Origin of the sequence: Dechloromonas denitrificans (assembly GCF_020510665.1) — a bacterium.
GTDB lineage: Bacteria > Pseudomonadota > Gammaproteobacteria > Burkholderiales > Rhodocyclaceae > Azonexus > Azonexus denitrificans_B.
This window is the reverse complement of record NZ_CP075187.1, coordinates 2,270,001-2,296,251: the sequence shown is the minus strand read 5'-3', so window position 1 is coordinate 2,296,251 and position 26,251 is coordinate 2,270,001. Positions and strand designations below refer to the sequence as shown.

Annotated in this window: 26 protein-coding genes, 2 tRNA genes, 2 rRNA genes and 1 riboswitch (1 of these 31 running past the window's edge); of the genes, 10 read left to right on the top strand and 20 right to left on the bottom strand. The window is 58.9% G+C overall.

Features of this window, described 5'->3' with window-relative positions:
- Positions 1 to 16 precede the first annotated feature (16 nt).
- The gene (locus tag KI614_RS10910; RefSeq protein ID WP_226405714.1) at positions 17 to 247 is read left to right on the top strand and encodes a thioredoxin family protein; all 231 of its coding nucleotides are present in this window, start codon (positions 17 to 19) and stop codon (positions 245 to 247) included.
- Between the two features lie 189 nt (positions 248 to 436).
- Here the strand turns inward: KI614_RS10910 and KI614_RS10905 are convergent, their stop codons facing one another.
- The 16 genes from KI614_RS10905 to KI614_RS10830 form a co-directional block, all read right to left on the bottom strand.
- The gene (locus KI614_RS10905; RefSeq protein WP_226405712.1) at positions 437 to 802 is read right to left on the bottom strand and encodes a (2Fe-2S) ferredoxin domain-containing protein; all 366 of its coding nucleotides are present in this window, start codon (positions 800 to 802) and stop codon (positions 437 to 439) included.
- Positions 799 to 1,809, bottom strand: coding sequence for a precorrin-3B C(17)-methyltransferase (gene cobJ, locus KI614_RS10900; protein ID WP_226405710.1), 1,011 nt, complete (start codon positions 1,807 to 1,809; stop codon positions 799 to 801). The genes KI614_RS10905 and cobJ overlap by 4 nt, the downstream gene beginning before the upstream one ends.
- The gene (locus KI614_RS10895; RefSeq protein WP_226405708.1) at positions 1,806 to 2,201 is read right to left on the bottom strand and encodes a cobalamin biosynthesis protein; all 396 of its coding nucleotides are present in this window, start codon (positions 2,199 to 2,201) and stop codon (positions 1,806 to 1,808) included. Before KI614_RS10895 ends, cobJ begins: the two co-directional genes overlap by 4 nt.
- Positions 2,198 to 2,941 (bottom strand): cobalamin biosynthesis central domain-containing protein, encoded by a 744-nt coding sequence (locus KI614_RS10890; protein ID WP_226405706.1) that lies wholly within the window; start codon positions 2,939 to 2,941, stop codon positions 2,198 to 2,200. The genes KI614_RS10895 and KI614_RS10890 overlap by 4 nt, the downstream gene beginning before the upstream one ends.
- 37 nt (positions 2,942 to 2,978) lie before the next feature.
- On the bottom strand, positions 2,979 to 3,767 hold the full coding sequence (gene cobI / locus KI614_RS10885) for a precorrin-2 C(20)-methyltransferase (RefSeq protein WP_226405704.1): 789 nt from the start codon (positions 3,765 to 3,767) through the stop codon (positions 2,979 to 2,981).
- Positions 3,764 to 5,056, bottom strand: coding sequence for a precorrin-6y C5,15-methyltransferase (decarboxylating) subunit CbiE (cbiE, locus tag KI614_RS10880; RefSeq protein ID WP_226405702.1), 1,293 nt, complete (start codon positions 5,054 to 5,056; stop codon positions 3,764 to 3,766). The genes cobI and cbiE overlap by 4 nt, the downstream gene beginning before the upstream one ends.
- Positions 5,053 to 6,231, bottom strand: a complete 1,179-nt coding sequence (locus KI614_RS10875; RefSeq protein ID WP_226405700.1) for a cobalt-precorrin-5B (C(1))-methyltransferase — start codon at positions 6,229 to 6,231, stop codon at positions 5,053 to 5,055. Before KI614_RS10875 ends, cbiE begins: the two co-directional genes overlap by 4 nt.
- 6 nt (positions 6,232 to 6,237) lie before the next feature.
- Positions 6,238 to 6,915: a precorrin-8X methylmutase gene (locus KI614_RS10870; protein ID WP_226405697.1), complete on the bottom strand. Its 678-nt coding sequence runs from the start codon at positions 6,913 to 6,915 to the stop codon at positions 6,238 to 6,240.
- 16 nt (positions 6,916 to 6,931) lie between these two features.
- Positions 6,932 to 7,849: a sirohydrochlorin chelatase gene (locus tag KI614_RS10865; protein WP_226409309.1), complete on the bottom strand. Its 918-nt coding sequence runs from the start codon at positions 7,847 to 7,849 to the stop codon at positions 6,932 to 6,934.
- Complete coding sequence (gene cobM, locus KI614_RS10860; protein WP_226405695.1) at positions 7,845 to 8,636, bottom strand: precorrin-4 C(11)-methyltransferase; 792 nt, start codon at positions 8,634 to 8,636, stop codon at positions 7,845 to 7,847. Before cobM ends, KI614_RS10865 begins: the two co-directional genes overlap by 5 nt.
- 32 nt (positions 8,637 to 8,668) lie before the next feature.
- On the bottom strand, positions 8,669 to 9,544 hold the full coding sequence (locus KI614_RS10855; protein WP_226405693.1) for an energy-coupling factor ABC transporter ATP-binding protein: 876 nt from the start codon (positions 9,542 to 9,544) through the stop codon (positions 8,669 to 8,671).
- Complete coding sequence (gene cbiQ, locus KI614_RS10850; protein ID WP_226405691.1) at positions 9,544 to 10,287, bottom strand: cobalt ECF transporter T component CbiQ; 744 nt, start codon at positions 10,285 to 10,287, stop codon at positions 9,544 to 9,546. Before cbiQ ends, KI614_RS10855 begins: the two co-directional genes overlap by 1 nt.
- Positions 10,277 to 10,627, bottom strand: a complete 351-nt coding sequence (locus KI614_RS10845; protein WP_226405688.1) for an energy-coupling factor ABC transporter substrate-binding protein — start codon at positions 10,625 to 10,627, stop codon at positions 10,277 to 10,279. Before KI614_RS10845 ends, cbiQ begins: the two co-directional genes overlap by 11 nt.
- On the bottom strand, positions 10,624 to 11,301 hold the full coding sequence (locus tag KI614_RS10840; protein WP_226405686.1) for an energy-coupling factor ABC transporter permease: 678 nt from the start codon (positions 11,299 to 11,301) through the stop codon (positions 10,624 to 10,626). Before KI614_RS10840 ends, KI614_RS10845 begins: the two co-directional genes overlap by 4 nt.
- Before the next feature lie 123 nt (positions 11,302 to 11,424).
- Positions 11,425 to 11,638: riboswitch (cobalamin riboswitch) on the bottom strand.
- 104 nt (positions 11,639 to 11,742) lie between these two features.
- A complete protein-coding gene (locus KI614_RS10835; protein WP_226405684.1) occupies positions 11,743 to 13,062 on the bottom strand; it encodes an IS4 family transposase in 1,320 nt (439 codons plus the stop codon).
- A 119-nt stretch (positions 13,063 to 13,181) separates the two neighbouring features.
- The gene (locus KI614_RS10830; RefSeq protein WP_226405680.1) at positions 13,182 to 14,996 is read right to left on the bottom strand and encodes a DEAD/DEAH box helicase; all 1,815 of its coding nucleotides are present in this window, start codon (positions 14,994 to 14,996) and stop codon (positions 13,182 to 13,184) included.
- A gap of 371 nt (positions 14,997 to 15,367) precedes the next feature.
- Between KI614_RS10830 and KI614_RS10825 the strand changes: the two genes are divergently transcribed.
- The gene (locus KI614_RS10825) at positions 15,368 to 18,247 is read left to right on the top strand and encodes a response regulator (RefSeq protein WP_226405678.1); all 2,880 of its coding nucleotides are present in this window, start codon (positions 15,368 to 15,370) and stop codon (positions 18,245 to 18,247) included.
- Here KI614_RS10825 and KI614_RS10820 read toward each other — a convergent pair.
- From KI614_RS10820 to KI614_RS10810, 3 genes are read right to left on the bottom strand one after another with little or no spacing between them, the layout of a single operon-like run.
- Complete coding sequence (locus tag KI614_RS10820) at positions 18,244 to 19,041, bottom strand: ferritin-like domain-containing protein (protein ID WP_226405676.1); 798 nt, start codon at positions 19,039 to 19,041, stop codon at positions 18,244 to 18,246. The genes KI614_RS10825 and KI614_RS10820 overlap by 4 nt on opposite strands.
- Entirely contained in the window at positions 19,038 to 20,075 is a 1,038-nt protein-coding gene (locus tag KI614_RS10815; protein WP_413464199.1) for an aldo/keto reductase, read from the bottom strand. The genes KI614_RS10820 and KI614_RS10815 overlap by 4 nt, the downstream gene beginning before the upstream one ends.
- 36 nt (positions 20,076 to 20,111) lie before the next feature.
- Positions 20,112 to 20,474 (bottom strand): hypothetical protein, encoded by a 363-nt coding sequence (locus KI614_RS10810; protein WP_226405672.1) that lies wholly within the window; start codon positions 20,472 to 20,474, stop codon positions 20,112 to 20,114.
- Positions 20,475 to 20,549: 75 nt separating this feature from the next.
- Here KI614_RS10810 and KI614_RS10805 point away from each other — a divergent pair, with 75 nt between their 5' ends.
- Together KI614_RS10805 and KI614_RS10800 are read left to right on the top strand one after the other, a co-directional pair.
- Positions 20,550 to 21,188 carry a DUF47 domain-containing protein gene (locus KI614_RS10805; RefSeq protein ID WP_226405670.1) on the top strand — a complete coding sequence of 213 codons (639 nt, stop codon included), beginning with the start codon at positions 20,550 to 20,552 and terminating at the stop codon, positions 21,186 to 21,188.
- 56 nt (positions 21,189 to 21,244) lie between these two features.
- Entirely contained in the window at positions 21,245 to 22,210 is a 966-nt protein-coding gene (locus tag KI614_RS10800; RefSeq protein WP_319002653.1) for an inorganic phosphate transporter, read from the top strand.
- Positions 22,211 to 22,360: 150 nt separating this feature from the next.
- Here the strand turns inward: KI614_RS10800 and KI614_RS10795 are convergent, their stop codons facing one another.
- Positions 22,361 to 22,582 (bottom strand): YdcH family protein, encoded by a 222-nt coding sequence (locus KI614_RS10795; protein WP_226405665.1) that lies wholly within the window; start codon positions 22,580 to 22,582, stop codon positions 22,361 to 22,363.
- A gap of 68 nt (positions 22,583 to 22,650) precedes the next feature.
- Between KI614_RS10795 and KI614_RS10790 the strand changes: the two genes are divergently transcribed.
- The 6 genes from KI614_RS10790 to KI614_RS10765 all read left to right on the top strand — a co-directional run.
- A complete protein-coding gene (locus tag KI614_RS10790; RefSeq protein WP_226405663.1) occupies positions 22,651 to 22,959 on the top strand; it encodes a hypothetical protein in 309 nt (102 codons plus the stop codon).
- A complete protein-coding gene (greB, locus tag KI614_RS10785) occupies positions 22,959 to 23,516 on the top strand; it encodes a transcription elongation factor GreB (RefSeq protein ID WP_226405661.1) in 558 nt (185 codons plus the stop codon). The genes KI614_RS10790 and greB overlap by 1 nt, the downstream gene beginning before the upstream one ends.
- Before the next feature lie 377 nt (positions 23,517 to 23,893).
- A 16S ribosomal RNA gene (locus KI614_RS10780) occupies positions 23,894 to 25,431 on the top strand.
- Between the two features lie 60 nt (positions 25,432 to 25,491).
- A tRNA-Ile gene (locus KI614_RS10775) sits at positions 25,492 to 25,568 on the top strand.
- Between the two features lie 12 nt (positions 25,569 to 25,580).
- Positions 25,581 to 25,656 (top strand) — tRNA-Ala (locus tag KI614_RS10770).
- Between the two features lie 208 nt (positions 25,657 to 25,864).
- Positions 25,865 to 26,251, top strand: a 23S ribosomal RNA gene (locus KI614_RS10765); it runs 2,494 nt beyond the window's last position.
- Together the 16S and 23S rRNA genes with 2 tRNA genes alongside form the textbook arrangement of a ribosomal RNA operon.

Below are 26,251 nucleotides of genomic sequence, written 5' to 3'. Positions count from 1 at the left end.
CAAAAGGGAGCATCAAATGAAAAACATCAAAGTATTGGGTACGGGATGTGTAAATTGCCGCAATACCGTCGCATTGATTGAAGCGGTAGCCAAGGAACGGGGCACTGAGATTGCCTTAGAAAAGGTCGAGGACATGGCTGCCATCATTGGCTATGGCGTGATGTCCACGCCTGGCGTCGTGGTCGATGGAAAAGTCGTCCATGCTGGCGGCGTGCCGAACCGCGAAAAGGTTGAAGGTTGGTTCTGAGATAGGTGGGTGTGTCCGCTTCCAATGGATAAGCGGCGAGGAAACTCTGGATAAATGAAGGGCTGCATTGGGTCGTTTGTTCTCAATCAGGTCTTACTGTCCAGATGTCCGGAACGGACACGTTCCGGCCATATCAATTCCTCTTGCGGTGTTCGGCCGACGATCGGGGCGCCGGCCGGGTATGGCCGGTTAGCCGGAAGCTTCTTCCGTGCAGCTCGGTTTTCCTTGATGGAAAACCAGTTCATCGACGACTTTGCCGTTCTTCAGATGCGACTCGATGATCCGGTCCATATTGTCGTCGGTTACGTTGTAATACCACGTTCCATCCGGCTGGACGCCGAGAATCGGGCCGCCTTTGCAGGCTGCGACGCAGCCGGTCCGCGTCCGCTTGACGCGCAGCGGCCCGGCATCGACGCCGAGCCCGGCTACGCGTAGTTTGTGTTGCAGGCTGTCGAACAAAGCCTGACCTTCGCCGTTCAGCGTGCACCGGTCGCCGGTGCACACCAGCAGATGGCGGCTATATTCGCGGAATTTTGGCTTGGCGACGTCGCTCATGCTTCGATCTCGTTGGCCTCGCCTTCTTCCGGCACGTCGCTGATCAATACGGCAGCGATGTAATCCTCCGGCAGGCGGTACTCGACGGCCAGTTCGGCGGCACTTTTGCCGCTAGCCTGAATCGCTGCCATCCAGCCGTTCAGGCCAGTGGACAGCGAGCGACCGGCCTGTTCGCCGTCGTGCGTGTTGCGCTCGCCGTCTTCAACGGCGTACTTGTTGGCGTAACCGCGCGGGGTGACCATCAGGCCGTGCTTGACGAAGGTGTTGGAGTTGCCGATCAGCACGGTCGACAGCATGCCGATGTCGCATTCGTTCATCTTCTCCAGCGTGGTGAATTCGATGCGCTGCTTCGGGCGGTAGCCGGATTTGACGATGGCGACCGGCGTTTGCGGATCGCGGTGGCGCAGGAAAAGGCGTTGTGCTTCGACGATCTGCTGGGTGCGGCGGCCGCTCTTCGGGTTGTAGAGGGCGACGACGAAATCGGCGTAGGCCACGGCATCGAGCCGGCGGGCGATGGTCGGCCACGGGGTCAGCAGGTCGGATAGCGAAATAGCGCAGAAATCGTGGGTCAGCGGCGCACCGACCAGCGCGGCGCAGGTGTTGAGCGCCGAAGCACCCGGTACGATCTCGACCTCGATGTCCGAATCCGGCGTCCAGCCAGCCTGGAACAGCACCTCGAAAGTCGGTCCGGCCATGCCGTACACACCGGCGTCGCCAGAGGAAATCAGCGCCACCTTCTTGCCCTGGCGGGCGCGGTCGAGCGACTCGATGGCGCGATCCAGCTCCTCGGTCATCGACTTCTTGATCACTTCCTTGCCAACGACCAGATCGGCCACCAGGCGGATATAGGTAACGTAGCCGATGATCGTGTCGGCTTCGGCAATGGCGGCCCGGGCTCGGGCGGTGAGGTGGTCGTTGCTGCCCGGGCCGAGGCCGACGAGCATGATTTTTCCGGTTTTTTTCTGGGGTTCAGGGGCGCTGAGTGGTGTGTTGAGTGAGGTGTTCATTCGGGAATCCTTGCAATGGAGACAGTGGCGTTGCGCCCGTCCGGGCCGCGCAACTTGTGTTTTTCGATGATCAAATGAGTGGCGTCGGCATTGGCGGCGAGCAGCGCTGCGGCTTCCGAGACCGATGGTGTGCCGGTGTACTGGCGCACGGTTTCCGACGGATTCGGCACGTCGACCGCAGCAAGGGCCACGGCCGGGTAAAACAGGCAGGGCCAGCGGTGTGCCTCGATGACGTGAAGCAAGCCGGTTTCATTGGCTTTCAGGTCGATGCTGGCGGCCGCCCAGACGTCGCTGAAGCGGCCGCCGCACAGTGCCAGTGCCTCGGCGATGCATTGCTCGATGGTCGTGGCCGGGGTGTTCCGGTCGCAGCCGAGGCCGAGGGTGATTTTCATGCCTGGTCGGCCGGCCGGTAAATCACCCGTTTACCGGCCAGGCGGGCGGCCAGCCCGGCAGGCAGGGCACGCTGGCTGATCCACAGGACGGCGGCAAAATGCTCGGGGTCAATTTCCTCGATCCGGCTGAACCGTTGGATATTGGCGGCCAGAGGTCCACTTCGGCCATTGGCGTGATTCGTCCACCAGTCCTCGCTGCCGCTTTCCTGAACCAGCGCGACGGCCTCGTCATTGACCACGGCGGCGCTGCAACGGACGATTTCGTCGTGTGTCGCTTCAAAAGTCCAGCCCAGTTCGCGGCCGAGCAGGTCGACGGCCAGCGTCTGGCGTGCATCGGATGCCGTGGTCAAGACCGGTGTCGCGCCGAGGGCGGTGGCGAGATGGCCGGCCAGCGAATTGGCGCCGCCGAGATGGCCGGAAAGCATCGGAATGACGAATTTGCCAGCTTCGTCGATAACGACGACCGCCGGATCGGTTTCCTTGTTTTTCAGGTGCGGAGCAATCAGCCGGACAACCGCTCCGAGCGAGACGATGCAGACAATCCCGTCGAAAGCGGCGAATAGGGCCGGCACTTGATCGCCGACCTTGCCGGTATAGCAATGGAAAGTGCCGGGCGCTGCGGTTTCTGCATCGGCCCGGAATTTTTCGGGGCAGAAAAGTTGAGCGCCGGGCAGGGCGGCGACGACTTTGCCGGCCAGCGCGATGCCATGTTTGGTGATGGAGACGACGGCGATTTTCATATTGGGGTTCTCTGTGGGGCTTGGTTTTTTGTCTTTTTCAGGCGTCGACCGCAGCAGCATCCTTGCGCTTTCGGCAGCCACGGCGCAATTCGCCGCGCACGCGTTTCGGGTTCTGGACCAGCATCAACGACAGGTAATTGACCTTTTCGCCCTTCAGGCTGGTGATATCGCGGATCACGCGCTCGTCCGGCGAGCCGACCTTTTCGATGAAGACCGAGGTGGCCAGCAGTTCGCGGCGCTCGAGCAGCTCGATGACCTCGTCGACCAGCGGCTTGACCTTGAGCAGGGCCAGCGTGTCGAACTCGTCGAGCAGATGGTCGATCACCTCGACACCGTAGGCCGCCGGGATGATGGCGAAGGTTTCGTCTTCCTCGGCGAGTACGGTGCCAGTGCTGGCGGCAGCGGCGGCGAAGGAGGAAACGCCGGGGATCGTCTCGACTTCAACGGCCGGCACCAGTTCGCGGACGACGCGGGCGAGGTGGCCGAAGGTGGCGAAAGTCGAGGCATCGCCTTCGACCAGGAAGACCAGATCACGCCCTTCGGCGAGCAGTTCCACCGTCTGAACGGCGGCGCGGCTCCAGGCCTTGGCGAGGATTTCGGCATCGCGCGTCATCGGGAAAACCAGTTCGACGGCATCGCCCGGCACGGCAATCCCGCCGCGTTCAACGATCGACAGCGCGTAGGAAGATTCCTCGGCTTTCTTGACCGGATACAGCCAGCGTGCGCCTGATTGCAGTGCGCGCCAGGCGCGGCGGGTGATCAGTTCGGGATCTCCGGGGCCGAGCGAAGCGCCGATCAGTTTGCCGTAGGTTTTGGGTTCAATCATGTGTTTTCCTTGCTTGCGGTGACGATCCAGACGGGGTTCTGGGCCGCCATCCGGTGCATGTCGAGAATTGGTTGCGAGCGGCTGGCCTGGAGCTGGACGACATCCCAGGCTGCACCGTTTTCCTTGAGCGATGCGGTGGCGGTGGCGAGGTTTTCCAGCGTCACGAAGTTCATCACCAGCCGGCCGCCGGGTTTCAGGCGGGCGAGGATGAGCTTGATCAACTCGCTGAGTTCGCCGCCCGAGCCTCCGATGAACACCGCATCCGGGTCAGGCCAGGTGTCGAGCAGAGCCGGGGCTTTGCCCTGGCTCAGCGTGTAGTTGCCGACCCGGAAACGCGCGGCGTTGGCGCGGGCGTTGGCCGCATCGCCCTCGTTTTTTTCAATCGCCCAGACGTGGCCGTGCGGCGCCAGTCGGGCACATTCGAGGCCGACCGAGCCGGAACCGGCGCCGATGTCCCAGACGATGGCGTCGGGTTTGAGACGCAGCTTGGCGAGCGACAGGGCGCGTGCTTCCTGCTTGGTGATCAGGCCCTTTTCCGGCGAACGCTGGATGTATTCGAGGTCTTCCAGCCCGAAGCTCGGTGCACTAGCGTCCGGTGTGCGTTCGACGAGCACGACATTGGGTTGCGGAAATTGCATTTGGGCGGCGTCGACCGCAGCAAGTCCGGTGAAGATGATTTCATCGTCGAGCAGCAGGCGACAGGCGACCGAAAGCCTCGCCTGGTCGCCGTAACCCGCGGTGATCAGCGCCCGGGCCAGCCGGTCGGGCGTGTTTTCCGGGCCGGTGAACAAGGCGACGCGCGGATGTTGCGCAATCGCCCGCATCAGTTTGTAAAGACCGTGTTCCGGCGTGGCGCCGACGAACCACTCGCCGGCATCGGCACTGTGGCAGGTGGCAATCCGGATGTCCTGCCAGGCTGTCTTGAAGCGGGCGAAAGCCAGTTGCAGGGTGGACACGGCGGGCATGATCTCGAAGCCATCGCGGCCGAGCTTGCCGGTCAGCCACGAAGCGATGCCGTGGCAGAGCGGATCGCCGGTGGCCAGCGCGACGCTACTTTTGCCTTGTTGGCGCGCTTCCAGAATCCAGCCGGCAACCTGGCCGAGCTTGCCGCCCATATCGAAAATTTCGGCGCTGGCGGCCAAATGCGGGCGGACCAGCTCAAGCGTGCGTCCGGCGCCGATCACCACATCGGCCGTCGCCAGGCGCTGGCGGGCGGTATCGGAAAGACCGGCCCAGCCGTCATCGAGCATGCCGAGCAGGGTGCATTGTTCAACGGGTTTGATGGTCATGCTTCCTCTTCATCGACGCGACAAATGAACTGGCCTTCGAAATCGCAAACCAGCACGGCGAGGTGGTAATTGCCGGGGTAGTGTTTTTTCAGGCTGCGGATGGCCTTTTTGGCCAGTTGTTGGTGGAATGCCACGGTCAACCCCATTCCGGCGAGCTTTTCGGCGGCAAAGCGGGCTGTTTCGGCGGCGCGGATTTCTTCGACCAGATCGGGCGGTGCACCGACTTCCTGCGCCGATTCGGCAAGAATGTCGCGGTCGACTTCGGCTTTCCAGGCATGGGTGACGGCAAGGCCCTGGCACATTTTGGTCAGCTTGCCGACCATCGCCCCGACGTACACCTTGGGGAATTCGCGCTTCACCGCGCTGCTGAATGCCGCTTTGACGAAATCGCCCATCTGTACGAAGCAGGATTCATCGAGTTCCGGCAACTGCTTCATGGCGAATTTTTCGGTTCGTCCGCCGGTTGTGAAGATCACGCTGGTCTGGCCCTGACGGGCAGCCACATCGACCGCCTGCACGACGCTGGCCCGAAAGGCGGCGGTCGAATAGGGGCGAACGATGCCGGTCGTGCCGAGAATCGAGATGCCACCGAGGATGCCGAGCCGGGCGTTGAGTGTCTTTTTCGCCATCTCGTCGCCGCCGGGGACCGAAATGGTGATTTCCAGCCCATCGTGATCGAGCAGTTCGCCGGCCACCGCCCGCACGTTGTCGACGATGTTGCGGCGCGGCACCGGGTTGATCGCCGGGCCGCCGACTTCCAGCCCGAGACCGTCCTTGGTGACCACGCCGACACCGAAGCCGCCCTTGAGGATGACTTCGCCGGCGCGATGCCTGAGCAGCCGGACATCGGCCGTCATGTGGGCGCCATGCGTTGCATCGGGGTCGTCGCCGGCATCCTTGACGATGACGGCGTGGGCCAGTCCGGCCACTTCTTCGACATAACCGTCGATCACGGTGAAGCTCACTTCGCTGCCGTTCGGCAGGCGACAGACCACTGTCTCGGCGACTTCGCTGTTGAGCAGGCCGAGTGTTGCTGCACGGGCCGCGGCGGCCGAGCAGGCGCCGGTGGTGAAACCGGTGCGGTTGCCGCGTTCGCGCTTGGCGTCACCCTTGCGGACCTTGGCTTTGGTTTCAGCCGGCGCGGGATTGTCGACGGGGATGATTTCCGGAGGCATCGAGAATCAGGCGGCCAGTTCGTTTTGCTTGGCTTCAGCCAGCGAGAGCATGGCGTGGATCGCGGCAACGACCAGTGTCGAACCGCCTTTGCGCCCCTTGATGGCGACCCATGGCACGTCGTTGACCGTCATCATCAGGTCCTTCGATTCGGCGGCGGAGACGAAACCGACCGGCATGGCAACGACCAGTGCCGGACGTACGCCTTCTTCACGAATCAGGCGAACCAGCTCGATCAGTGCAGTCGGTGCATTGCCGATGCCGACAATCGCGCCATCCAGCTTGCCCAGCTTGTGCGCCTTGCGCATTGCCTGCACGGCGCGGGTGCTGTTCTCTGCCTTGGCCTGCGCGATGACGTCTTCGTCCGAAATGTAGTGGTGCGTGCTCAGGCCGAAGTGGGCCAGGCGCGGTTTGGAGAGGCCGACGCAGATCATTTCGACATCGGCGACGATCGGCGTATTGCCCTTGAGCACGGCCTCAAAACCGGCCCGCATGGCTTCCGGGTGGAAGGCCGTCAGGCCATTGAATTCAAAATCGGCATTGGCGTGGATCATCCGGCGAACCAGCGGCCATTGTTCATCGGTGTAGTCGTGCGGGCCGGCTTCGGCATCGATCACGGCAAACGATTCGTGTTCGATGGCGCGGCCGGCGGCGGTCAGTTGTTCGGTAGCGGTATTGGGATTCATGCTTGTCTCCGTGCGATCAGTCGTGTTTGTGGGCGCAGCCGTGGGCATGGCTGGTGTCATGGGTATGGCCGTGACTGCAGCCATGGTGTTCGCCATGTACCGCCGTGTGGCTGTGGTCGTGCAGATGTTCTGCCTCGGCCGCTTCGCGGTACTTGCAGCCATCGCATTCGAGCATCCCGCCGGCTTCTGCATCGCCGTCCGCCTTGCGGTCGAGCAGTTCGAAAATGCCTTTGTCGAAGCCGAAATGGGTGCCGAGCGCGAAGCTGATTTGCGGATACTGGCGCTGCAGGCGCTCGACTTGCTCCTTGATGCGCTCGATGAGTACGCCGGTGAACAGGTAGACCGGGACAATGGCAATTTGCATCATGCCCAGCCTGACCTGGCGCTGGACGACGGTTTCCAGGCGCGGCCAGGTCACGCCGGTAAAGGCCAGGTCGACCAGCTCATGATCGTTGTCCTCGAAAATCCAGCGCGCCATCTTGGCCAGTTCGCCATTGGCGCCGGCGTCCGACGAGCCGCGACCGAGCAGGATGACGCCGGTGGTCATCGGGTCGGGGACGGCCAGTTGTTTCATCAGGTGGTCGAGCTGTCCCTGCAGGACAGCAAAAATCTCGCGCCCCATGCCGAGGTGGCGAGTGACCACGAACTCGACGCCGGGGTGGCGCAGTCGGGCTTCTTCCAGCGCATGCGGCAGTTCCATCTTGACGTGGCCGGCGGCGTTGAGGATGAAGGGAATGGCTACGACGCGTTTTGCTTCACGCGCCGCGCGGTCGAGGCCGGCATCGAGTAGCACTTCGGCGTGCTCGATGAAGCACACCTCGATGCGCCAGTCCGGGTGCTGTTCGCGCCACTGCGCGGCGAAATTGATCGTTTCCTTGTTGCCCTCACGGCCGCGTGAGCCGTGGCCGACGAGAAGCAGGGTGGTGTCGTTAATCATTGGGTTTCTCGGTTGCCTTGCGGAAGCGGTGGGTGAAGCTCGGGTCGTAGAGCTTGGAGCGGATCAGGTCGGGCCAGTCGGCGGCGCCCAGGGTCGGGCTGGCGACGATCATTGCCTGGCTGGCGATCTTCTCGTCCTGGCACTTGCGTTTGATGTCCTTGATCGTGCCGCGCACGATCTTTTCCTCATCCGGCCAACTGGCTTTCTGGACGACGAGAATCGGCGCATCTTCCGGCCAGCCGGCGGCGAGCAATGCTTCCTGAACCTTGTGCAGCAGCGTGATCGACAGGTAGATGCACAGAGTCGATTTGTGTGCGGCGAGGGATTCGAGATCTTCGCCCGGCGGCATCGGCGTGCGGCCGGCAACGCGGGTCAGGATCACCGTTTGCGTCACTTCGGGCAGGGTCAGTGTTTCGCCGGCCGCAGCCATCGAAGCCATCGCCGAGGATACGCCGGGAACGACGGCCCACTCGATGCCGGCGGCGGTCAGTGGGCGGGTCATTTCGATCAATGCACCGTACAGGCCGGGGTCGCCGGTCTGCAGGCGGATCACCGTCTGGTGCTTTTCAGCAGCGCAGATCAGCCAGTCGGTCATTTCCTCCAGCGTCATGTCCTTGGAGTCGCGGATGTCGCAGCCTTCGGGGGTAAACAAGGTTGCCGCCTGATCGACCAGTGAACCGGCAAAGAGCACGGCTCCTGACTGTTCGAGCAGCTTGCGGCCTTTGACCGTGATCAGGTCGGGGTCGCCGGGGCCGGCGCCGATGAACCAGATTTTTCCGGGCATTTATTGGCTCCCGGCGCGGTCGACCGCGAAAATCAGCTTGTTTTGCATAAATTCTCCTTGGTGGAGTCAGTGGCTGCCAGCAAGGCCAGCAGGCTGGTGGTGCAGCGGGGGCGCGGTTGGCTCGGCAGGATGCCGCGTTCGACCAGGCTTCGATGCAACACGATGGTTTCAGGGAGTGGCAGGCCGGCTGCCGCCAGCATCTCTGCCTGGCTGGCGAGTTCGCTTGCGGCGAGCGATGCCATGCAGCGACCGTCGGCCATCACATGGATGTGTTCGGCCCAGCGGTAAGCGAAATCGATGTCGTGCGTCGCCAGCAACAGCGTGATGCCGCTTTGCTGCAGGCTGTCGAGTGTCTTTTCGAGTTCTTTCTGCATGGCAGCATCGAGGCCGGCCATGGGTTCGTCGAGAATCAGCAACTCGGGCTGCATGGCCAGAACCCCGGCAATGCAGACCCGCTTTTTCTGGCCGAAACTGAGGTTGTGTACTGCTTTGTCGGCCAGCTCGGTCAGGTCGACCAAGGCCAGTGCGGCGGCGACTCGCCGTTCGACGACATCAAGCTTGAGGCCGAGGTTGAGCGGGCCGAATGAAACATCGTCTGCAACGCTGGACGAGAATAGTTGCCGGTCCGGGTCCTGGAATACCAGCCCGACCCGGCTGCGCAGGTGGCGCAAGCCACTGCGGTTGTACTCGACCGGCTTCCCGGCATAGTGAACGACGCCGGAGGACGGTTTGAGCAAACCGTTGGCGTGCTGGAAGAGGGTCGTCTTGCCGGCGCCATTGGCGCCGATCAGGACGTTGCGTGTGCCACGCCGGATACGCAGCGAGCACTGCGCCAGGCCGCGGCTGCCATCCGGGTAGCGATAGGTGACCTGGGCTAGTTCGAGCAGGATGTCGTTTTGTTCGGGCATCACAAGGCGATCGCCATCAGTATCAGCAGGCTGCTGGCCAGCACGGCGACCAGGCAGTCGCGCCGGGTGTTGGCGTAAGATTTCTCGATAAATCGCAGCGGCCCATCGTTGTTGCGTGCCTGTGCGGCAAGGTGAAGATCGTGGGCGCGTTGCCAGATTTGCAGGCTCAGGCTGGCAGCCAGTTCGCCAAGCGAGCGCAGCGAGGTTCCCGGGGTGGCATAACCGAGGCGCGCGGCCTGGGCTGTGTGCGTGCTCTGGCATGCGTCGGAAAAAACGAACAGCATGCGGTGGCAGAGCAGCATGATGTCGAGCAGCAGGGGCGGAGCCTTGAGGCGTTGCAGCAGACCCAGCAAATCGTTGAGTGGCGTGCTGGAAACAAGGAACAGCAGTGCGGCCAATGCCCCCAGCGAACGATTGCCGAGCGCGATGATTGGCCCGCTGGATTCAGGTATCAGGACGATATGCGGCAGGCTGCTGGCAGGGTTCGTTTCGAACGAGAACGCCAGCGACAGGCAACCAGGGATCAGGAACAGCGCAGCTGGGACGGCCACACGCACATACGAGCGCCAGCCAACGCCGGGGCCGAGCAGGCTGGTGGCGATCAGGAGCAGGGTGATGCCTGCTGCGGTCAACGGCTGCCGAACGGCAAAAACCGCGATCAGGCCGCCAATCGAAAAAATGCTTTTTGCGGCCGGCGAGACGTGGCGCCAGCGATTGTTCGCTGCCATTTGGTCAATCAGCATCGGGTTGCTCCACGGATTTTTGCTGATCGATTCGCTGCTGCTTTTCGCGGCTGAGCGAGACTCCCAGGTAGTAACCGATGAAGCCGGCGCCCAGTGCTGCCTGCAAAGCAAACAGCAGTGACGCGATTTCGCTGCTGGCGGGTTGCAGCAGCGGCGTAAACCAGGGCTTGTAATCCGGCGATATCTGGCTGATCAAGACTCTGGCCTTGTCATCCGTCCCCGTGAAAATGCCTGACGGCTGGCTTGCGTCGGCCGGTATCGGCGCTTTGACCAGCCAGAGCGGCAAGGCTGCGAGCAAGACAACGACCAGCAAAAGCAGTGCATTCTGATGTCGCTTCATGCGCCGCTCCGCTTTGCGGGCAAAACAGCCATGTCGCGCAACTCTTGCGGATTGAAGCGTGCCAGGGCGTTGAAAATCACGACGCTGAGCAGCCCTTCGCTGATCGCCAGCGGTATCTGGGTAATGGCAAAGATGCTGGAAAATTTGAGCAGGGCGCCGCTAAAACCGCTGACTGAGTCGGGGAATGCCAGTGCCAGCTGGACGGAAGTGGTCAGATACGTGAATAAATCGGCCAGGGCCGCAGCACAAAATACGCTGATAGAGAACGAGCAATGCAGCCCGCGCATCGTGCGAAAGGTCATGCTGGCCACCAAGGGGCCAACGATTGCCATCGAAAAGACATTGGCGCCAAGCGTAGTCAAACCGCCATGGGCCAGTAGCAACGCCTGAAACAGCAGGACAACCGTACCAATCGGGGCCATCGCGACGGGGCCGAAAAGCAGCGCGCCCAGTCCCGTACCTGTCGGGTGCGAGCTGCTGCCTGAAAGCGAGGGGAGTTTCAGGGCCGACAACACGAAGGCGAAGGCAGCGGCCACCCCGATCAGCATGCGCTGTTCCGGCTTGTCGCGAATACGCTTGCCAAGCGCCAGCAGGCCCCAGCCAATAAACGGTGCAGACGCCAGGCTCCAGCCAATGGCGTGCTCGAAAGGCAAAAAGCCCTCCATGATGTGCATTCTTCTCTCCCACAGCGAGAAATGGCAAACAGCAACAATGCGGGGAGAAGTACAGATCGGAAGAAATATCGCCGGCCAATGCCTGCGCAAATCAACAGAACCTTTCCCATCACCCCGGGGATTGGTACAGCAGTTGATTTAGGCCGGTCTTCTGGCTCGCCTTCAATCTAGTTTGCCAACCTTCCCGTGCGAACACAGTGGCGTAGGGCAAATTCGTCAGGCTTACAGCAGCGGGGGCTGCGCCGGAATGGTTGAGCTGTTGGCTCGAACGTCACCGGCTTCCCGTTTCACCCGCCCCACGACTGTGGAGCAAGGCACCTAAAACGGCGCGAGTATAGGCTGATCTGATTGCAATTGCATAGCGCAATTTTGCCGCTCTGCGGGTGGCGGGCGATTTACAGGCAATAAAAAAGCCACGGTTTGATCCGTAATGCAGTTCAGTTAAGGCTCTTTTAGGTGACGAACGGCGTAACGAGCCGGTCTGGCTTTGACGACACGGGGGCATTTTCGCCCCCGTCGTTTTTCCACGATAGCCATCTGCAACTGCAAACGCAGGCGCGCCAGATGGGACGGCAGTTTCCCCGGACTCATTCCCGCCGCCCAGATCAGTTCGTGCTGGATGATGTGCAGTGCGCGCAGGAAGCTCAGATCGGTCGGAGCGACGCGCGCTTCAGTGGCCGCCTTGGCGATTTCAAGTCTGATCAGGTTGTAGGCAATTAAGGCCCCCCAGATTTCCTGATTGACCCCTTCGGGCAAACGCGAGCGCAAGGTCAGCGCTTCGCCCAGCATCGATTGCTTGAGCTCGCGGTAGCTGGTTTCAATTTCCCAGCGCCGGCGATAGCAGTCCGCCAGATCCTGCGCTTTGAAGCGGCGGCGATCGAACAATGAGGTCAGCAGTACCCGGCTTTGACCATTGGCCGACTCGACTCGAATGGCACGGGCCTCCCAGGCCTCGGGCAGATCAGGGGCCTTGACGCGCGCTTGAGGAGATATACGCAAACGAACCCGACAATCCTCGGGCGTTCCCGACAGGACTTCGTATTGCGTGTTGGACTTGGCGGGGATCAGGTAATGCCGCTCGGTGCCCGCAGCACTCAAGCCCAACAATATTTCCGCAGAAACAAAGCCCTTGTCGAAGACGGTCAGGGAATGGTCCTCGATCCGACCGATCAGCGCCTTGGCGTAAAGCATTTCGTTCTGGCCGTATTGGCCAAACTCGATGGCCGAGACCAGATGGGTGGGCAGTGCCGTCAGGCTGACGGCACGCACCTGAGGATAGGAGGCCACTTTGCCGCTGGCGTAGCGTTGGGCACCAAAGAATTCGCGGTTCTCGGGGCTGTCCGGCACCCGAAAGGTGGTGCCATCGACCGCCCATAGCGAAAGTCCCTTCCACTGATTCGCGACCTTCTCCTGTGCGCACCAGGCTTGGGCCGTTTGCTCGAACAACCATTGCAGCGGGGCTTGGCCAAGGCGAGCCCGCGCCTGCGTGATCGCACTCTTGCAGACCGCCTCGATTCGGGTGTCGGGCAAGGCCAGATCCAGGGTGCTGAGTACTTCTTCCATCGACTGGCGACGAAACAACGCCAGGGCGATCACCAGCCAGACCACTTGCTCCGCCGGCAAACGACGGCGGCGAACACTCGCCACCCCATGCGCGCTGAGCGCCTGCTCAATCCACTCATACGGCAAATGAGCCGCCAGACGATCGAATCCGATCGTCGGCATGACATCTGTCGTAATGGAGAGCTGGCTGGACAACATCGTTCGCCACGTTAACCATTCGGCGAACTGTCCACAAGCCCCAAAATGAAAAATGCCGCTCACCTAAGTGAACGGCATTACGGTTTGATCCGTGGCTTTTGGATTCAAGCGGGGCGTGCTTAGTAGGTGCCCGGCTTTTTCTTGAATTTGCTGCGGTCGCCATCGAACTTGCGTTCGCCACCGCCATCCTGGCGTCCTTCGTCCGGACGCAGGTTGATCGGGACGCCACGAACACGGGTGCGTTTCAGGGCGTTGGCAGCTTCGCCCGGCATGCCGGCAGGCAGTTCGACCGTGCTTGATTCTTCGTAGAGCGCGATGCGACCGATGAAGCGGCTTTCAATCCCGGCTTCATTGGCAATGGCGCCAACGATATCCTTGACCTGAACGCCATGCTCCCGACCCACATCGATCCGGTAACGAATGACATCGCCAGCCGGCGCGGCGCGGCGCGGCTTCTCGCTACCTTCGAAACGGGGGCGTTCACCACGATCTTCGAAACGCGGCTTATCGCTGCCCTCAAAGCGCGGCTTGCGATCACGCTCGCCAAAGCTGCCCGGACGGGCACGGCTGTCGCGGTTGTCGTAGGCGGCAGCCGGGGCAGGACGCGGGTCTTCACCGGCGATCTGCAGCGGCTTGCCTTCCTGGGCCATCATGGCCAGTGCGGCGGCGACTTCTTCGGCGCTGACATTCTGTTCTTCGGCAACTTGCGAAACGATGTTGGCAAAGAAATCCAGGCCTTCAGCATTGAGCACTTCGGCGACCTTGGCCTTGAAGTCGGTGACGCGCTTGTTGGTCACGTCGGCACGGCTTGGCAGGGTCAGCGGGGCGATCGGTTGGCGGGTGGCGCGCTCGATGGTGCGCAGCATGCGAATTTCACGCGGTGCAACAAAGAGGATGGCGTTGCCGGTACGGCCGGCGCGGCCGGTACGGCCGATGCGGTGCACATAGGCTTCGGTGTCGTACGGAATGTCGTAGTTCACGACGTGGCTGACGCGCGGCACGTCGATGCCGCGGGCGGCGACGTCGGTCGCGATGACGATGTCCAGGGCGCCGGACTTCAACTGCTCGATGACGCGTTCGCGCATTTGCTGGTTGAGGTCGCCGTTCAGTGCGGCAGCGGCATAGCCACGGGCGTTGAGTTTGTCGGCCAGTTCGACGGTGGCGGTCTTGGTGCGGACGAAGATGATGGCAGCGTCGAAGTTTTCTTCAACTTCGAGGATGCGGGTCAGGGCGTCCAGCTTGTGCATGCCGGAAACCTGCCAGTACACCTGACGGATGGCGGCAACGGTGGCGGTGGCCGACTTGATCTTGATTTCGCGCGGTTCAACCAGGTATTTCTGGGCGACGCGGCGAATCTGCTCAGGCATGGTGGCCGAGAAGAGGGCGGTCTGGTGCTGTTCCGGCGTGCGTTCGAGAATCCACTCGACGTCGTCGATGAAGCCCATGCGCAGCATTTCGTCGGCTTCGTCGAGAACCAGGGTTTTTAGGTTGTCGAGGTTGAGCGTCTTGCGCTCGAGGTGGTCCATGACGCGACCCGGCGTGCCAACGATGACGTGGGCGCCGCGCGACAGTTGCTTGAGCTGGATGGTGTAGCTCTGACCGCCGTAGATCGGCAGGACGTGGAAACCGGGCAGGTTCTTGGCGTAGCTTTGCAGCGCTTCGGCAACCTGGATGGCGAGTTCGCGGGTCGGCGTCAGGATCAGGGCCTGCGGCTTGGCGACTTTGACGTCGATCTGTTCCATCAGCGGCAGCGCAAAGGCGGCGGTCTTGCCAGTGCCGGTCTGGGCCATACCGATGATGTCATGGCCGTCAAGCAGAATGGGAATGCACTGAGCCTGAATGGGCGACGGTGTTTCGTAGCCGATTTCGGTCAATGTCTGAAGTAGCGTGGAGCTTAAGCCGAGATCGGCAAAGCTGTCAGCGGGTGATGTCATGCTGTTTCCTTTCGACGTCGCTGCTTGCTTTTATTGGCTTGCGACGCGTATGCCCGATGGTCGGGCGGCCTGAGTTCCCCTGACGCAGCTATGCCGAGGGGGCGATTCAATGGTGCGACCTGTAAGTGAACTGCAAACGAGGGATGAAGCGGTAGCTGCTCGGGGGCCCTGCGGGCAATGGATCAACGCATTGATATTATTAGTTTACTCTATTTTTGCCTGGCCGGAAACCGCTAAGGTCGATATTTGCCAACTACGATGCGCTGGCGCATTATTGCGAATACATGAAGCTCGACGCCAAGCGCTTGCTGGGGCGGCTTTTCGGGCCATAGGGAGAGAGCATCATTTTTCTGGGAAAAGTCGGATCATCATTGGCTGCCCGCTTTGGCTTCAGTCAGCTGAAGCTGCGTCTTTGGGCGCTGGCGCTGTTGCCGGTACTCGTTTTGCCGGTTGTTGCCGGAATCTTTTTGATCATTGGCAACGAATACTTCGAGCGGATGCTGACCCAGAAAGTCATTGGCGATTTGTCGATGGCTCGCTCGCATCTCGAGCACATTCAAAATGAAGCCAGTGCGTCGGCACGTAGCCTGGCTGATTCAAAACGAATTAACCGTCTCTTGCGGGGTGAGGCAAAAGATACGCCATTGGGCGATGTTCTTGCCTCCCGTCAGGAGAATGTGGGGTTCGATTTCCTGGCCATTCTTGATCGTGACGGACGGATTGCTGCATCGGCCCAGAAAAATGGTGAAACCAATCCATTCGCAGACATTGGCGTGGTGCGTCGGGCGTTGAGCAATCCTGCGCAGGCGACGGTTGGCCTCGAAGTATTGCCGAGAGAATGGCTGGCTCGCTTGTCGGCCAGCTTGCCGGAGCGGGCAAAAATCGATTTGCTCCCGACGCCAATGGCTGCACCGACCGATCGCACTGCCGAAACCCGCGGCCTGCTTGTTGTGGCCACGGCGCCAATGCACGATGAAGCCGGTCAAGTGATCGGTCTGGTGGTCGGCGGAACGTTGCTGAATCGGGATGATGCTTTTGTCGATTATTTGTCAGGCATTGTTTCGGCGGGTTGGCTGAAGCAACTGGGGGCCCATGGGTCGGTAACCCTGTTTCTTGGTGATACGCGCATCGCGACCAGTGTCCGGCTTGATAGCGGGGCACGGGCAATTGGTACGCGCGCTTCCCAGGTTGTCAGCGAGGCTGTTTTCGGGCGGGGTGAAACTTGGGTTCGTCGAGCTTTCGTCGTCGATCAGTGGGCCATGACGGCTTATGAGCCGGTTCATGATTTTGCCGGTGAACGGATCGGGATTCTGTATGTGGGTATTCCCGAGGCCCCTTTCTCCGACTTTCGCTGGCGAGCCACGGCTATTTTCCTGCTGGCCTTGGTGATTGCTTCCGGTCTGGCTACCTGGATTTCATGGCGCCTGGTTCGCAGCATCGTTCACCCTCTTGCCCACCTTGAAACAACCATGCGCCAAGTAGGGCAGGGGCAGATGGAGGTGCGCGTCGGCGCAATGCCAGGTGACGATGAACTGGCGCGCCTTGGCGAACTATTCGACCATTTGCTCGACACCATTGGCCAGCAGACGGCGGATTTGCGGGAGTGGGGCGAGTCGCTGGACAGCAAGGTTGTGCAACGCACCCAGGATCTGGCCGATGCGAATCAGGCGCTGGCTTTGGCACGGGATGAGGCAGAGAGAGCCAATCGGGCAAAAAGCTCCTTTCTGGCCAATATGAGCCATGAAATACGTACGCCGATGAATGCAATCGTTGGCCTGACTCATCTGCTGCAGAAAGAGCTTCACGATGAGCGCCAGGTGGACCGGCTCAAGAAGATAAATGCTGCGGCACAGCACTTGTTGTCGGTGATTAACGACATCCTCGATATTTCAAAAATCGAGGCCGGCAAACTGCATCTCGAGCACAGCAGCTTCGATATGGACAAGGTATTTGATTCGGTTTGTGCCATGACCGCCGAACGCGCTTGTGCAAAAGGCGTTGAATTGGTGCGCGATGTAGCGCCCGAGATGGTTGGAGCATTCCAGGGGGATGCCCTGCGACTGAAGCAGATATTGCTCAATTTTGCTTCGAATGCCCTCAAATTCACCGAGCAGGGTGCAATCGTCATCCGCTCGTCGGTTGTTGAAGATCGCGGAGGTCAGGTGCTAGTTCGTTTCGAGATGAGCGATACGGGCGTTGGCATTCCCCATGATGCCTTGCCTCGCTTGTTTTCGGCCTTTGAGCAGGCGGATAGTTCAACGACGCGCAAATACGGCGGGACGGGGCTGGGGTTGGCGATCAGTCGTCGCCTGGCCGAGTTGATGGGCGGGCAGATCGGTGTTGAAAGCGAACCGGGGCGCGGTAGCATCTTCTGGTTTACGGCGCTTCTTGGGCGGGATGGTTCAACCGTACGGGCTACGCCGCCGCTTTCGATGCTGGCAAATCGTCGGGTGCTGGTTGTGGACGATCACCCGGTCGCGCGTCAGGTGCTGGCCGATATGTTGGGCCTTCAGGGAATGCGTGTCGAGCAGGCTGAAGGGGGTGAGGCCGGTTTGGGTCTGATCAGCGTGGCCGATCGGGATGGCGATCCTTTTGAATTGGTACTGTTTGATTGGCGTATGCCCGGTATGGATGGCCTGGCGGCGGCTGAGGCGTTGGCACGGATGCCGTTGCGGCATCGCCCGATGCATCTGCTGGTCACGGCTTACGATAATGAATTGACGCGCGACCTGTGGGAACCTGCCGGTTTTCATGTCGTGCTGGCCAAACCGGTTTCTTCCTCGAGTCTTTACGATACCTTGCTCGGTCTGCTCGGGCGCGGCCAGATTGCCGTGCCGCTGGAAGCTGCGGCTGTTGAGCGCTTGTTGATTGAGCAGCATGCCGGGCAGCGCATTCTTCTGGCGGAAGACAACGAAATCAATCGGGAGGTGGCCATGGAGCTGCTTTCCACGGTCGAAGTCGAATTCGATGTTGCCGAGGATGGTGCCGAGGCTTTGGCCAAGGCCGCCTCCGGACGTTACGACCTGATTTTGATGGACGTCCAGATGCCAGTCATGGATGGTTTGGAGGCAACACGCCAGATTCGCCTTTTACCTGGTTACAAATCGGTCCCGATTCTGGCGTTGACCGCGAATGCCTTCGAGGAAGATATCGCTGTTTGCCTGGCAGCCGGGATGGACGCGCATGTCGCCAAGCCGGTGGATCCCGATCTGCTTTTTGCTGCCTTGCTGGCCTGGTTGCCTGAGCGTTAAAGGCGTGCGGGGCGAAGTTCAGCCAGTTCGCTGGCCGAGAATCCGGCGGCCAGTCTGGCGCTTTCATTCAGCGGGGCAGATGGACGCGGCGCCTTGAAGTCGTTGAGTAATTGGCGATAGGTGCTTTCCGGCGCCAGTTGTCGCGCCGTGCATAACGTCCGGAACCAACGGTCACCCAGGCCGACATGGCCGATTTCATCGTGCAGGATGATGTCGAGCAGGCGTGCACTTTCGTGGTCGCCGCATTGTTCCAGTTTGCGCTGGATCGGTGGCGTGGCATCCAGGCCGCGAGCTTCGAGCAGGCGAGGAACCAGCGCCATGCGTGCCAGAGCGTCATGGTTGGTTTTTTCAGCCATCTGCCACAGACCGGCATGTGCTGGAAAATCACCATAGTCGTAACCCAGCGTCAGCAGACGCTCGCGCAGGATGGTGAAATGATAGGCTTCCTCGGCTGCGACACCGACCCAGTCAGCGTAGTACTGGCGTGGCATGTCACGGAAGCGGGCTGCATGATCGAGGGCCAGGTTGATGGCGGAAAATTCGATGTGGACAATTGCATGCAGCAGCCTGGCCCGCCCTTCCGGGGTTGAGATATTGCGTGTTGGCACTTCTTTGGGCGGGATCAGCTCAGGTTTTGCGGGAATGCCGCAAGCAAGTGCCACGGCAGGCTGATTTTGCCAGTCGAGCTTGTCAGCCTGCCAATCTGCCGCAAGTGCTGCGGTCAACCGTAGTTTTGAGCTGATTTCTGTGCAGGCCAGTGCTTCGGCCAGTGCCGCAAAGAGCGATTTTTTCATGGGGCGGGATTGGTGTGTTGCAGGTGAATGTTGTCGATTTCGGCAATGATTTCCGGCGACATGATCGTGTGCGCGGCAGGTAGTGTTTCCTGGAGTTGCGACAGCGATGACGCACCAATGATCGTGCTGCTGACAAACCAGCGCGAGCGAACAAAGCCCAGCGCCAGCTGGGTCGGGGTCATGTTGTGGCGACGGGCGAGGGCGACATAGGCGCTGACTGCCGGCGCGACATTCGGTTTGGTGTAGCGTTGGCCGAAACTGGGCCACTGGGTCAGGCGCCCCGGTGCCGCCGGATTGTCCAGGTATTTCCCGGTCAGGTGGCCGAAGGCGAGAGCTGAATAGGCGAGCAGGCCGACTTGTTCGCGATGGCAGACTTCGGCCAACCCTGTTTCAAAGGTGCGATTGAGCAAGTGGTAGGCATTTTGGGTTGAGACGACGTGAGGCAGGCCCAGCTCATCGGCCAGCCGGGTAAATTGCATGATGCCCCAGGGGTGTTCGTTCGAGAGTCCGATCTGACGGACTTTGCCTTCCCGGACCAGTTCGGCCAGCGCTTCAAGTTGTGTGCGGATCGGCGTGCATTCGCGTTCGCTGTCCGGGTTGAATTGCCATTGGCCGAACATCGGTTGGTTGCGCTCCGGCCAGTGCAGTTGGTAAAGGTCGATATAGTCTGTCTGCAGACGACTCAACGATCCTTCGACGGCTGCACGAATATTGGCCCGGTCAAGTGCCGGTGGGCCGCTGCGTATCCACTGCAGGCTGCGGGCAGGGCCGGCCACCTTGGTTGCAACGATCACCTTGTCGCGTGATTGCCGGCTCAGCCAGCGGCCAACGATGCTTTCCGATGCGCCACAGGTTTCGGCTCGCGGCGGGACGGCATACATTTCGGCCGTGTCGATGAAGTTTACGCCGGCGTTCAGCGCAAAATCGAGTTGCGCATGAGCGTCGGACTCGGATGTTTGCTCACCAAAAGTCATGGTTCCCAGGCAAATATTCGGCACGCTGAAACCATTTTTGCCCAGAAGGCGTTGCTTGATTGAATTCATTCCATGTCTCCGAAAAATGCCAGAAATTCAGGGTTGACCGCAGAGAACGCCATAAATAAGCACGTGGCGCTTTAAAAGAGGATCGAAACTGGCTGGCACGATGGCCAGGTTGTGTTCTTGATTGATCATGCCGTGCTTATGCACCCATTCGCTGGCTGCCTTGTGAGCCTGGTCGAAGCTGGGGTACAGCCCTTGCAGGCTGGTTGAGCGGACGGATAAAAAATTGCCGCTGGTTTGATCGAGCAAGGTATCCGTATCCAGCTTTTGAACCGCGTAGCCAGAAGCCGAGCGGGGCAGAGGGAGTACAGCCAGGTCGAAACTGTCACCAAATGCGTCCGGAGGCATGATTGTGTTGGGCATGACGTATTTTAACGGGAAGATCTCGTGCAAACCCGAGTTAGGCTAAGGCGATTCGGTCCGACGTGGTAGAATTTTGCGCTGTAATAATTACTCAACAGGACTGTCATGTTCGGACGGCTGATGCCCAAAGAGGGCAAGTATTTCGATCTTTTCAATTCCCACGCAGATCTCATCGTGGAGGGAGGCAAGGCGCTTTCAGGTTTGATTGGCGCATTGGTGGATGAACCGGGGAAGGCGGCGGTTCATGCCGAAGAGATCGATGTGCTAGAACGCAAGGCAGACGAAATTACGCACAGCACACTGGCGCAATTGCACACTTCATTCATCACGCCGTTTGACCGTGATGAAATTCATCAGCTGATCAACAGCATGGATGACATTCTCGACATCATTCAGGATGTCGCCGAATCAATGACCCTGTACGACATTCATCGCGTTCCGCCAGAGGCCAAAGCGCTGGCTGACGTGACCGAAGCCTGCTGTGCACGGGTCCAGTCCCTGGTCAAGTTGCTGCACAGCATGGACAACGCCCCTCAGATTCTCAAGTTCTGCCACGAAATTGCCGACCTTGAGTCCGATGCGGATCGTATTTTGCGTGAAGCCATGTCCAAGCTCTTCCGTGAAGAGCCCGATGTTCGCCAGGTGGTCAAGCTCAAGGAAATTTACGAATTGCTCGAGTCTGTCAGTGATCGGTGCAAAGACGTGGCGGGTACTGTCGAAGCCATCGTTCTCGAAAATTCCTGAGCGGGTAGCTCGGCATGGAATCCATACATATCAGCCTCGGGGTCGTTGTTACCCTGGTGATTGTTGCTTTGCTGTTTGACTTCATGAATGGGTTTCATGATGCAGCAAATTCAATTGCCACCATTGTTTCAACCCGCGTCCTGAAACCCCATCAGGCCGTTATCTGGGCTGCAGCATTCAATTTTCTGGCCTACTTCATGTTCCAGTTGAAGGTTGCCAGTACTATCGGCAAGGGCACCATTGATCCCAGTATCGTCGATCACTACGTCATCTTCGGCGCCCTGATTGGTGCCATCATCTGGAACATCATCACCTGGTACTACGGAATACCGTCATCGTCATCGCATGCGTTGGTGGGCGGGTTGGTCGGGGCGGCAGTGGCCAAAGCCGGATTTGCAGGTTTGATTTCGGCAGGTGTCCTTAAGATCATCGCCTTTATCTTTGTCGCTCCGCTGCTCGGTTTCTTTATTGGCGGGGCGTTGATGGTCGTCGTTTCGTGGATTTGCCGGAATATGGCGCCGCGCAAGGTAGACAAGTATTTTCGCCGTTTTCAGCTTTTGTCTGCTGCAGCCTACAGCTTGGGGCATGGCGGTAACGACGCACAGAAAACTGTGGGGATCATCTGGATGCTCTTGATTGCGGCTGGCATGTCCCAGTCCAACGAGCCGATTCCGGGCTGGGTTGTTTTTGCCTGCTATACGGCAATGGGGCTGGGAACGATGTTTGGTGGTTGGCGGATCGTCAAGACGATGGGTAACCGCATTACCAAATTGAATCAGGCCCGGGGCTTTTGTGCCAATAGTGGCGGTGCTATTACGCTTTTCATGGCAACAGCCCTGGGAGTTCCTGTGTCAACGACGCATACCATTACCGGTGCTATTGCCGGGGTGGGGTCTACTCGGGGTGCCCGGCGTGTCCGCTGGGGGGTTGCCGGTGGGATCGTCTGGGCCTGGATTCTGACCATTCCATGTAGTGCCGGTATGGCTGCGTTGGCTTGGTATTTGGGTCGCCTGATCCTTTAGGCTTCAGTCGGTCACCGTTGTCATTTTGTTGTTTTTGCTCCTGCCGGTTCTTTTGGCAGGAGTGGTTTCTGTAGTTCTCCCTCTCCTCGAGGGTTGCCACTGCCGATTTGGCGCTGCGCACTGAAGATTTTAAGTGCGCTTAAACAGGATCTAAGCCGGAATGTCCGGCGTAAGCAACTGCTCGAGTTGCATGATCTTGTCTTTCAATCCCAGTTTTCTTTTTTTGAGTCGCCTGATCAGTAAATCATCCGGAGGCGGGTTTTCGCTAAGGTGGGTGATTGCAAGATCCAGGTCGCGATGTTCTATCTGCCGTTGACTTAGTTGAACTCGAAGCAAGTTTGCGGCTTCTTCATTGGGTGGTTGAAGTGACATCTCGAACTCCTGAGGCACTGACGATGTTTTGTTAGAATAACCCGAACAATTCAAAGGAGGAGAGCAAAATGCAACACCACGTAATCGTGTCTTTTGGCAAAGACAAGGAATTTGATTTCAAGCTGACAGGCGGAATGCCGGCTGATGAGGCTCGCAAATGGTTTGATCATGAATTCACGGTTCTCGAGTGTGACGTGGCGACGCCAACCGGGAAAATCCTGGCAGTTGATCGTATTTTGAGCGTTGCCAAGTATGCAGGAGAGGCTGCGTTTCGTGAGGGAGGTGGATGGGCAGAATCATTTGCCAAGTGCACGGGGTCAATACTGGGGCGCGAATTGATTCGTGTTGATGTCGAGCACTACAGTATCGGGTACTGATGAACAAGGCGTTTGTCAGAGAGACGGAGAGCGACGAGGATGAAGAACTTCCGAAGTCGCTGGTTCTTCCCTCGGGGACACGTAACTACATAACGCCATCCGGTCATGAGCGCCTAAAGGCTGAGTTGGAAAGTCTTGTGAAGCGCGAGCGGCCACATGTGGTCGAGATCGTCGCTTGGGCTGCTTCAAATGGTGATCGTTCTGAGAATGGTGACTATATATATGGCAAGCGACGGTTGCGCGAAATTGATCGGCGGATACGTTTCCTGACGAAACGCCTTGAAATTGCGGAAATTGTTGATCCGCTCCGCCAGGGAAGCAATGACCAGGTTTTTTTTGGTGCCAGGGTTACGGTTGCAAGTGAACGCGGTGATGAAAATACCTACACCATCGTAGGGGTTGATGAGGTTGATGTTGCCAGAGGGCGTATTAGTTGGATATCACCTTTGGCGCGTGCTTTGCTCAAGGCAAGGGAGGGTGATTCGGTAAGATTTCAGAGTCCTCACGGGGTTCGTGAAATAGATATCGTTGAGGTGCTGTACCTTGAGATCGACTAATTGACTCTGCTTTCTTATTTGTTTGACCGGTTTTTCACAAAGTAGTTGACTGCGATTTTGGTGTGTATATAATTCGCCCTCTTCGCTGCTGCCGGGGTTTCCGGCGGAAGGGAAGGAGAAGTTGGTAGGAAAAAAGAAGTGAGAAAGTGCTTGACGAGATGTAGGAAGTGCTTCATAATCTCGCTTCTCTGCTGCAGACGAATCGAAAGAAACGGCGCGGTAGCGATCTTTAAAAATTTGAACAACCGATAGGTGTGGGTGCCTTGATGCGAAGCGACGCAAGTCGCAAAAAGTATTAAGGCAATCACACGGATGGAGAGATCCATCGAGGTAGGAGTAAAAATTCTACCGTCAGTGAATTGCGAGTGTTTTGGATTGAACTGAAGAGTTTGATCCTGGCTCAGATTGAACGCTGGCGGCATGCCTTACACATGCAAGTCGAACGGTAACAGGGAGCTTGCTCCGCTGACGAGTGGCGAACGGGTGAGTAATGTATCGGAACGTACCTTTCAGTGGGGGATAACGTAGCGAAAGTTACGCTAATACCGCATATTCTGTGAGCAGGAAAGCAGGGGACCTTCGGGCCTTGCGCTGATTGAGCGGCTGATATCAGATTAGCTAGTTGGTGAGGTAAAGGCTCACCAAGGCGACGATCTGTAGCGGGTCTGAGAGGATGATCCGCCACACTGGAACTGAGACACGGTCCAGACTCCTACGGGAGGCAGCAGTGGGGAATTTTGGACAATGGGGGCAACCCTGATCCAGCCATGCCGCGTGAGTGAAGAAGGCCTTCGGGTTGTAAAGCTCTTTCGGCCGGGAAAAAATCGCATGGGCTAATACCCTGTGTGGATGATGGTACCGGAATAAGAAGCACCGGCTAACTACGTGCCAGCAGCCGCGGTAATACGTAGGGTGCGAGCGTTAATCGGAATTACTGGGCGTAAAGCGTGCGCAGGCGGTTTTTTAAGACAGGCGTGAAATCCCCGGGCTCAACCTGGGAACTGCGCTTGTGACTGGAAGGCTAGAGTACGGCAGAGGGGGGTGGAATTCCACGTGTAGCAGTGAAATGCGTAGAGATGTGGAGGAACACCAATGGCGAAGGCAGCCCCCTGGGTCGATACTGACGCTCATGCACGAAAGCGTGGGGAGCAAACAGGATTAGATACCCTGGTAGTCCACGCCCTAAACGATGTCAACTAGGTGTTGGGTGGGTAAAACCATTTAGTACCGGAGCTAACGCGTGAAGTTGACCGCCTGGGGAGTACGGCCGCAAGGTTAAAACTCAAAGGAATTGACGGGGACCCGCACAAGCGGTGGATGATGTGGATTAATTCGATGCAACGCGAAAAACCTTACCTACCCTTGACATGTCCAGAAGCCCGAAGAGATTTGGGTGTGCCCGAAAGGGAGCTGGAACACAGGTGCTGCATGGCTGTCGTCAGCTCGTGTCGTGAGATGTTGGGTTAAGTCCCGCAACGAGCGCAACCCTTGTCGTTAATTGCCATCATTTAGTTGGGCACTTTAACGAGACTGCCGGTGACAAACCGGAGGAAGGTGGGGATGACGTCAAGTCCTCATGGCCCTTATGGGTAGGGCTTCACACGTCATACAATGGTCGGTACAGAGGGTTGCCAAGCCGCGAGGTGGAGCCAATCCCAGAAAGCCGATCGTAGTCCGGATCGTAGGCTGCAACTCGCCTGCGTGAAGTCGGAATCGCTAGTAATCGCGGATCAGCATGTCGCGGTGAATACGTTCCCGGGTCTTGTACACACCGCCCGTCACACCATGGGAGCGGGTTCCGCCAGAAGTAGGTAGCCTAACCGCAAGGGGGGCGCTTACCACGGCGGGGTTCGTGACTGGGGTGAAGTCGTAACAAGGTAGCCGTAGGGGAACCTGCGGCTGGATCACCTCCTTTCTAGAGAAAGCATCTCTGGCACCCACAACCTATCGGTTGTTCAGTAGTGGCAACAGACGAGGGTCTGTAGCTCAGTCGGTTAGAGCACCGTCTTGATAAGGCGGGGGTCGTTGGTTCGATTCCAACCAGACCCACCAACGTCTAAACACGGGGGATTAGCTCAGCTGGGAGAGCACCTGCTTTGCAAGCAGGGGGTCAACGGTTCGATCCCGTTATCCTCCACCAAAACCTAAAGATAAGCATGGCTGTTTATCTTTGGCTTTTGGAAACGAAATGCCACGCTCTTTAACAAATTGGAAGAAGGTTGTATTGCTGATGCTGATGAGGCATTAGCAATACGTTGTGATTGCATCGATCGTTATTTCTTAGTCGGGATAACGGTCGCACAAAGATTTGCCTGTAGCCGCTCTCGCGAGAGAGGACAAGGTTATAGGATCAAGCGACTAAGTGCATGTGGTGGATGCCTTGGCGATCACAGGCGATGAAGGACGTGCAAGCCTGCGAAAAGCGGGGGGGAGCTGGCAATGAAGCTTTGATCCCCCGATATCCGAATGGGGAAACCCGGCCAGCAATGGTCATCTTTATCTGAATACATAGGATATTGAAGCGAACCCGGTGAACTGAAACATCTAAGTAGCCGGAGGAAAAGAAATCAACCGAGATTCCCCTAGTAGTGGCGAGCGAACGGGGAAGAGCCTGCTAGTGATAGCGGAACTGTTAGAAGAACGGAATGGAAAGTCCGGCCGTAGTGGGTGATAGCCCCGTATTCGAAAACAGATCCGTGGTACTAAGTTAGCGAAAAGTAGGGCGGGGCACGTGA

What these genes read in the sequence shown, in the direction of transcription:
- KI614_RS10910 (WP_226405714.1), top strand. Translation starts at nt 17, where the DNA reads ATGAAAAACATCAAAGTATTGGGTACGGGATGTGTAAATTGCCGCAAT.
- KI614_RS10905 (WP_226405712.1), bottom strand. Translation starts at nt 802, where the DNA reads ATGAGCGACGTCGCCAAGCCAAAATTCCGCGAATATAGCCGCCATCTG.
- cobJ (WP_226405710.1), bottom strand. Translation starts at nt 1,809, where the DNA reads ATGAACACCTCACTCAACACACCACTCAGCGCCCCTGAACCCCAGAAA.
- KI614_RS10895 (WP_226405708.1), bottom strand. Translation starts at nt 2,201, where the DNA reads ATGAAAATCACCCTCGGCCTCGGCTGCGACCGGAACACCCCGGCCACG.
- KI614_RS10890 (WP_226405706.1), bottom strand. Translation starts at nt 2,941, where the DNA reads ATGAAAATCGCCGTCGTCTCCATCACCAAACATGGCATCGCGCTGGCC.
- cobI (WP_226405704.1), bottom strand. Translation starts at nt 3,767, where the DNA reads ATGATTGAACCCAAAACCTACGGCAAACTGATCGGCGCTTCGCTCGGC.
- cbiE (WP_226405702.1), bottom strand. Translation starts at nt 5,056, where the DNA reads ATGACCATCAAACCCGTTGAACAATGCACCCTGCTCGGCATGCTCGAT.
- KI614_RS10875 (WP_226405700.1), bottom strand. Translation starts at nt 6,231, where the DNA reads ATGCCTCCGGAAATCATCCCCGTCGACAATCCCGCGCCGGCTGAAACC.
- KI614_RS10870 (WP_226405697.1), bottom strand. Translation starts at nt 6,915, where the DNA reads ATGAATCCCAATACCGCTACCGAACAACTGACCGCCGCCGGCCGCGCC.
- cobM (WP_226405695.1), bottom strand. Translation starts at nt 8,636, where the DNA reads ATGCCCGGAAAAATCTGGTTCATCGGCGCCGGCCCCGGCGACCCCGAC.
- KI614_RS10855 (WP_226405693.1), bottom strand. Translation starts at nt 9,544, where the DNA reads ATGCCCGAACAAAACGACATCCTGCTCGAACTAGCCCAGGTCACCTAT.
- cbiQ (WP_226405691.1), bottom strand. Translation starts at nt 10,287, where the DNA reads ATGCTGATTGACCAAATGGCAGCGAACAATCGCTGGCGCCACGTCTCG.
- KI614_RS10845 (WP_226405688.1), bottom strand. Translation starts at nt 10,627, where the DNA reads ATGAAGCGACATCAGAATGCACTGCTTTTGCTGGTCGTTGTCTTGCTC.
- KI614_RS10840 (WP_226405686.1), bottom strand. Translation starts at nt 11,301, where the DNA reads ATGCACATCATGGAGGGCTTTTTGCCTTTCGAGCACGCCATTGGCTGG.
- KI614_RS10835 (WP_226405684.1), bottom strand. Translation starts at nt 13,062, where the DNA reads ATGTTGTCCAGCCAGCTCTCCATTACGACAGATGTCATGCCGACGATC.
- KI614_RS10830 (WP_226405680.1), bottom strand. Translation starts at nt 14,996, where the DNA reads ATGACATCACCCGCTGACAGCTTTGCCGATCTCGGCTTAAGCTCCACG.
- KI614_RS10820 (WP_226405676.1), bottom strand. Translation starts at nt 19,041, where the DNA reads ATGAAAAAATCGCTCTTTGCGGCACTGGCCGAAGCACTGGCCTGCACA.
- KI614_RS10805 (WP_226405670.1), top strand. Translation starts at nt 20,550, where the DNA reads ATGTTCGGACGGCTGATGCCCAAAGAGGGCAAGTATTTCGATCTTTTC.
- KI614_RS10795 (WP_226405665.1), bottom strand. Translation starts at nt 22,582, where the DNA reads ATGTCACTTCAACCACCCAATGAAGAAGCCGCAAACTTGCTTCGAGTT.
- KI614_RS10790 (WP_226405663.1), top strand. Translation starts at nt 22,651, where the DNA reads ATGCAACACCACGTAATCGTGTCTTTTGGCAAAGACAAGGAATTTGAT.
- greB (WP_226405661.1), top strand. Translation starts at nt 22,959, where the DNA reads ATGAACAAGGCGTTTGTCAGAGAGACGGAGAGCGACGAGGATGAAGAA.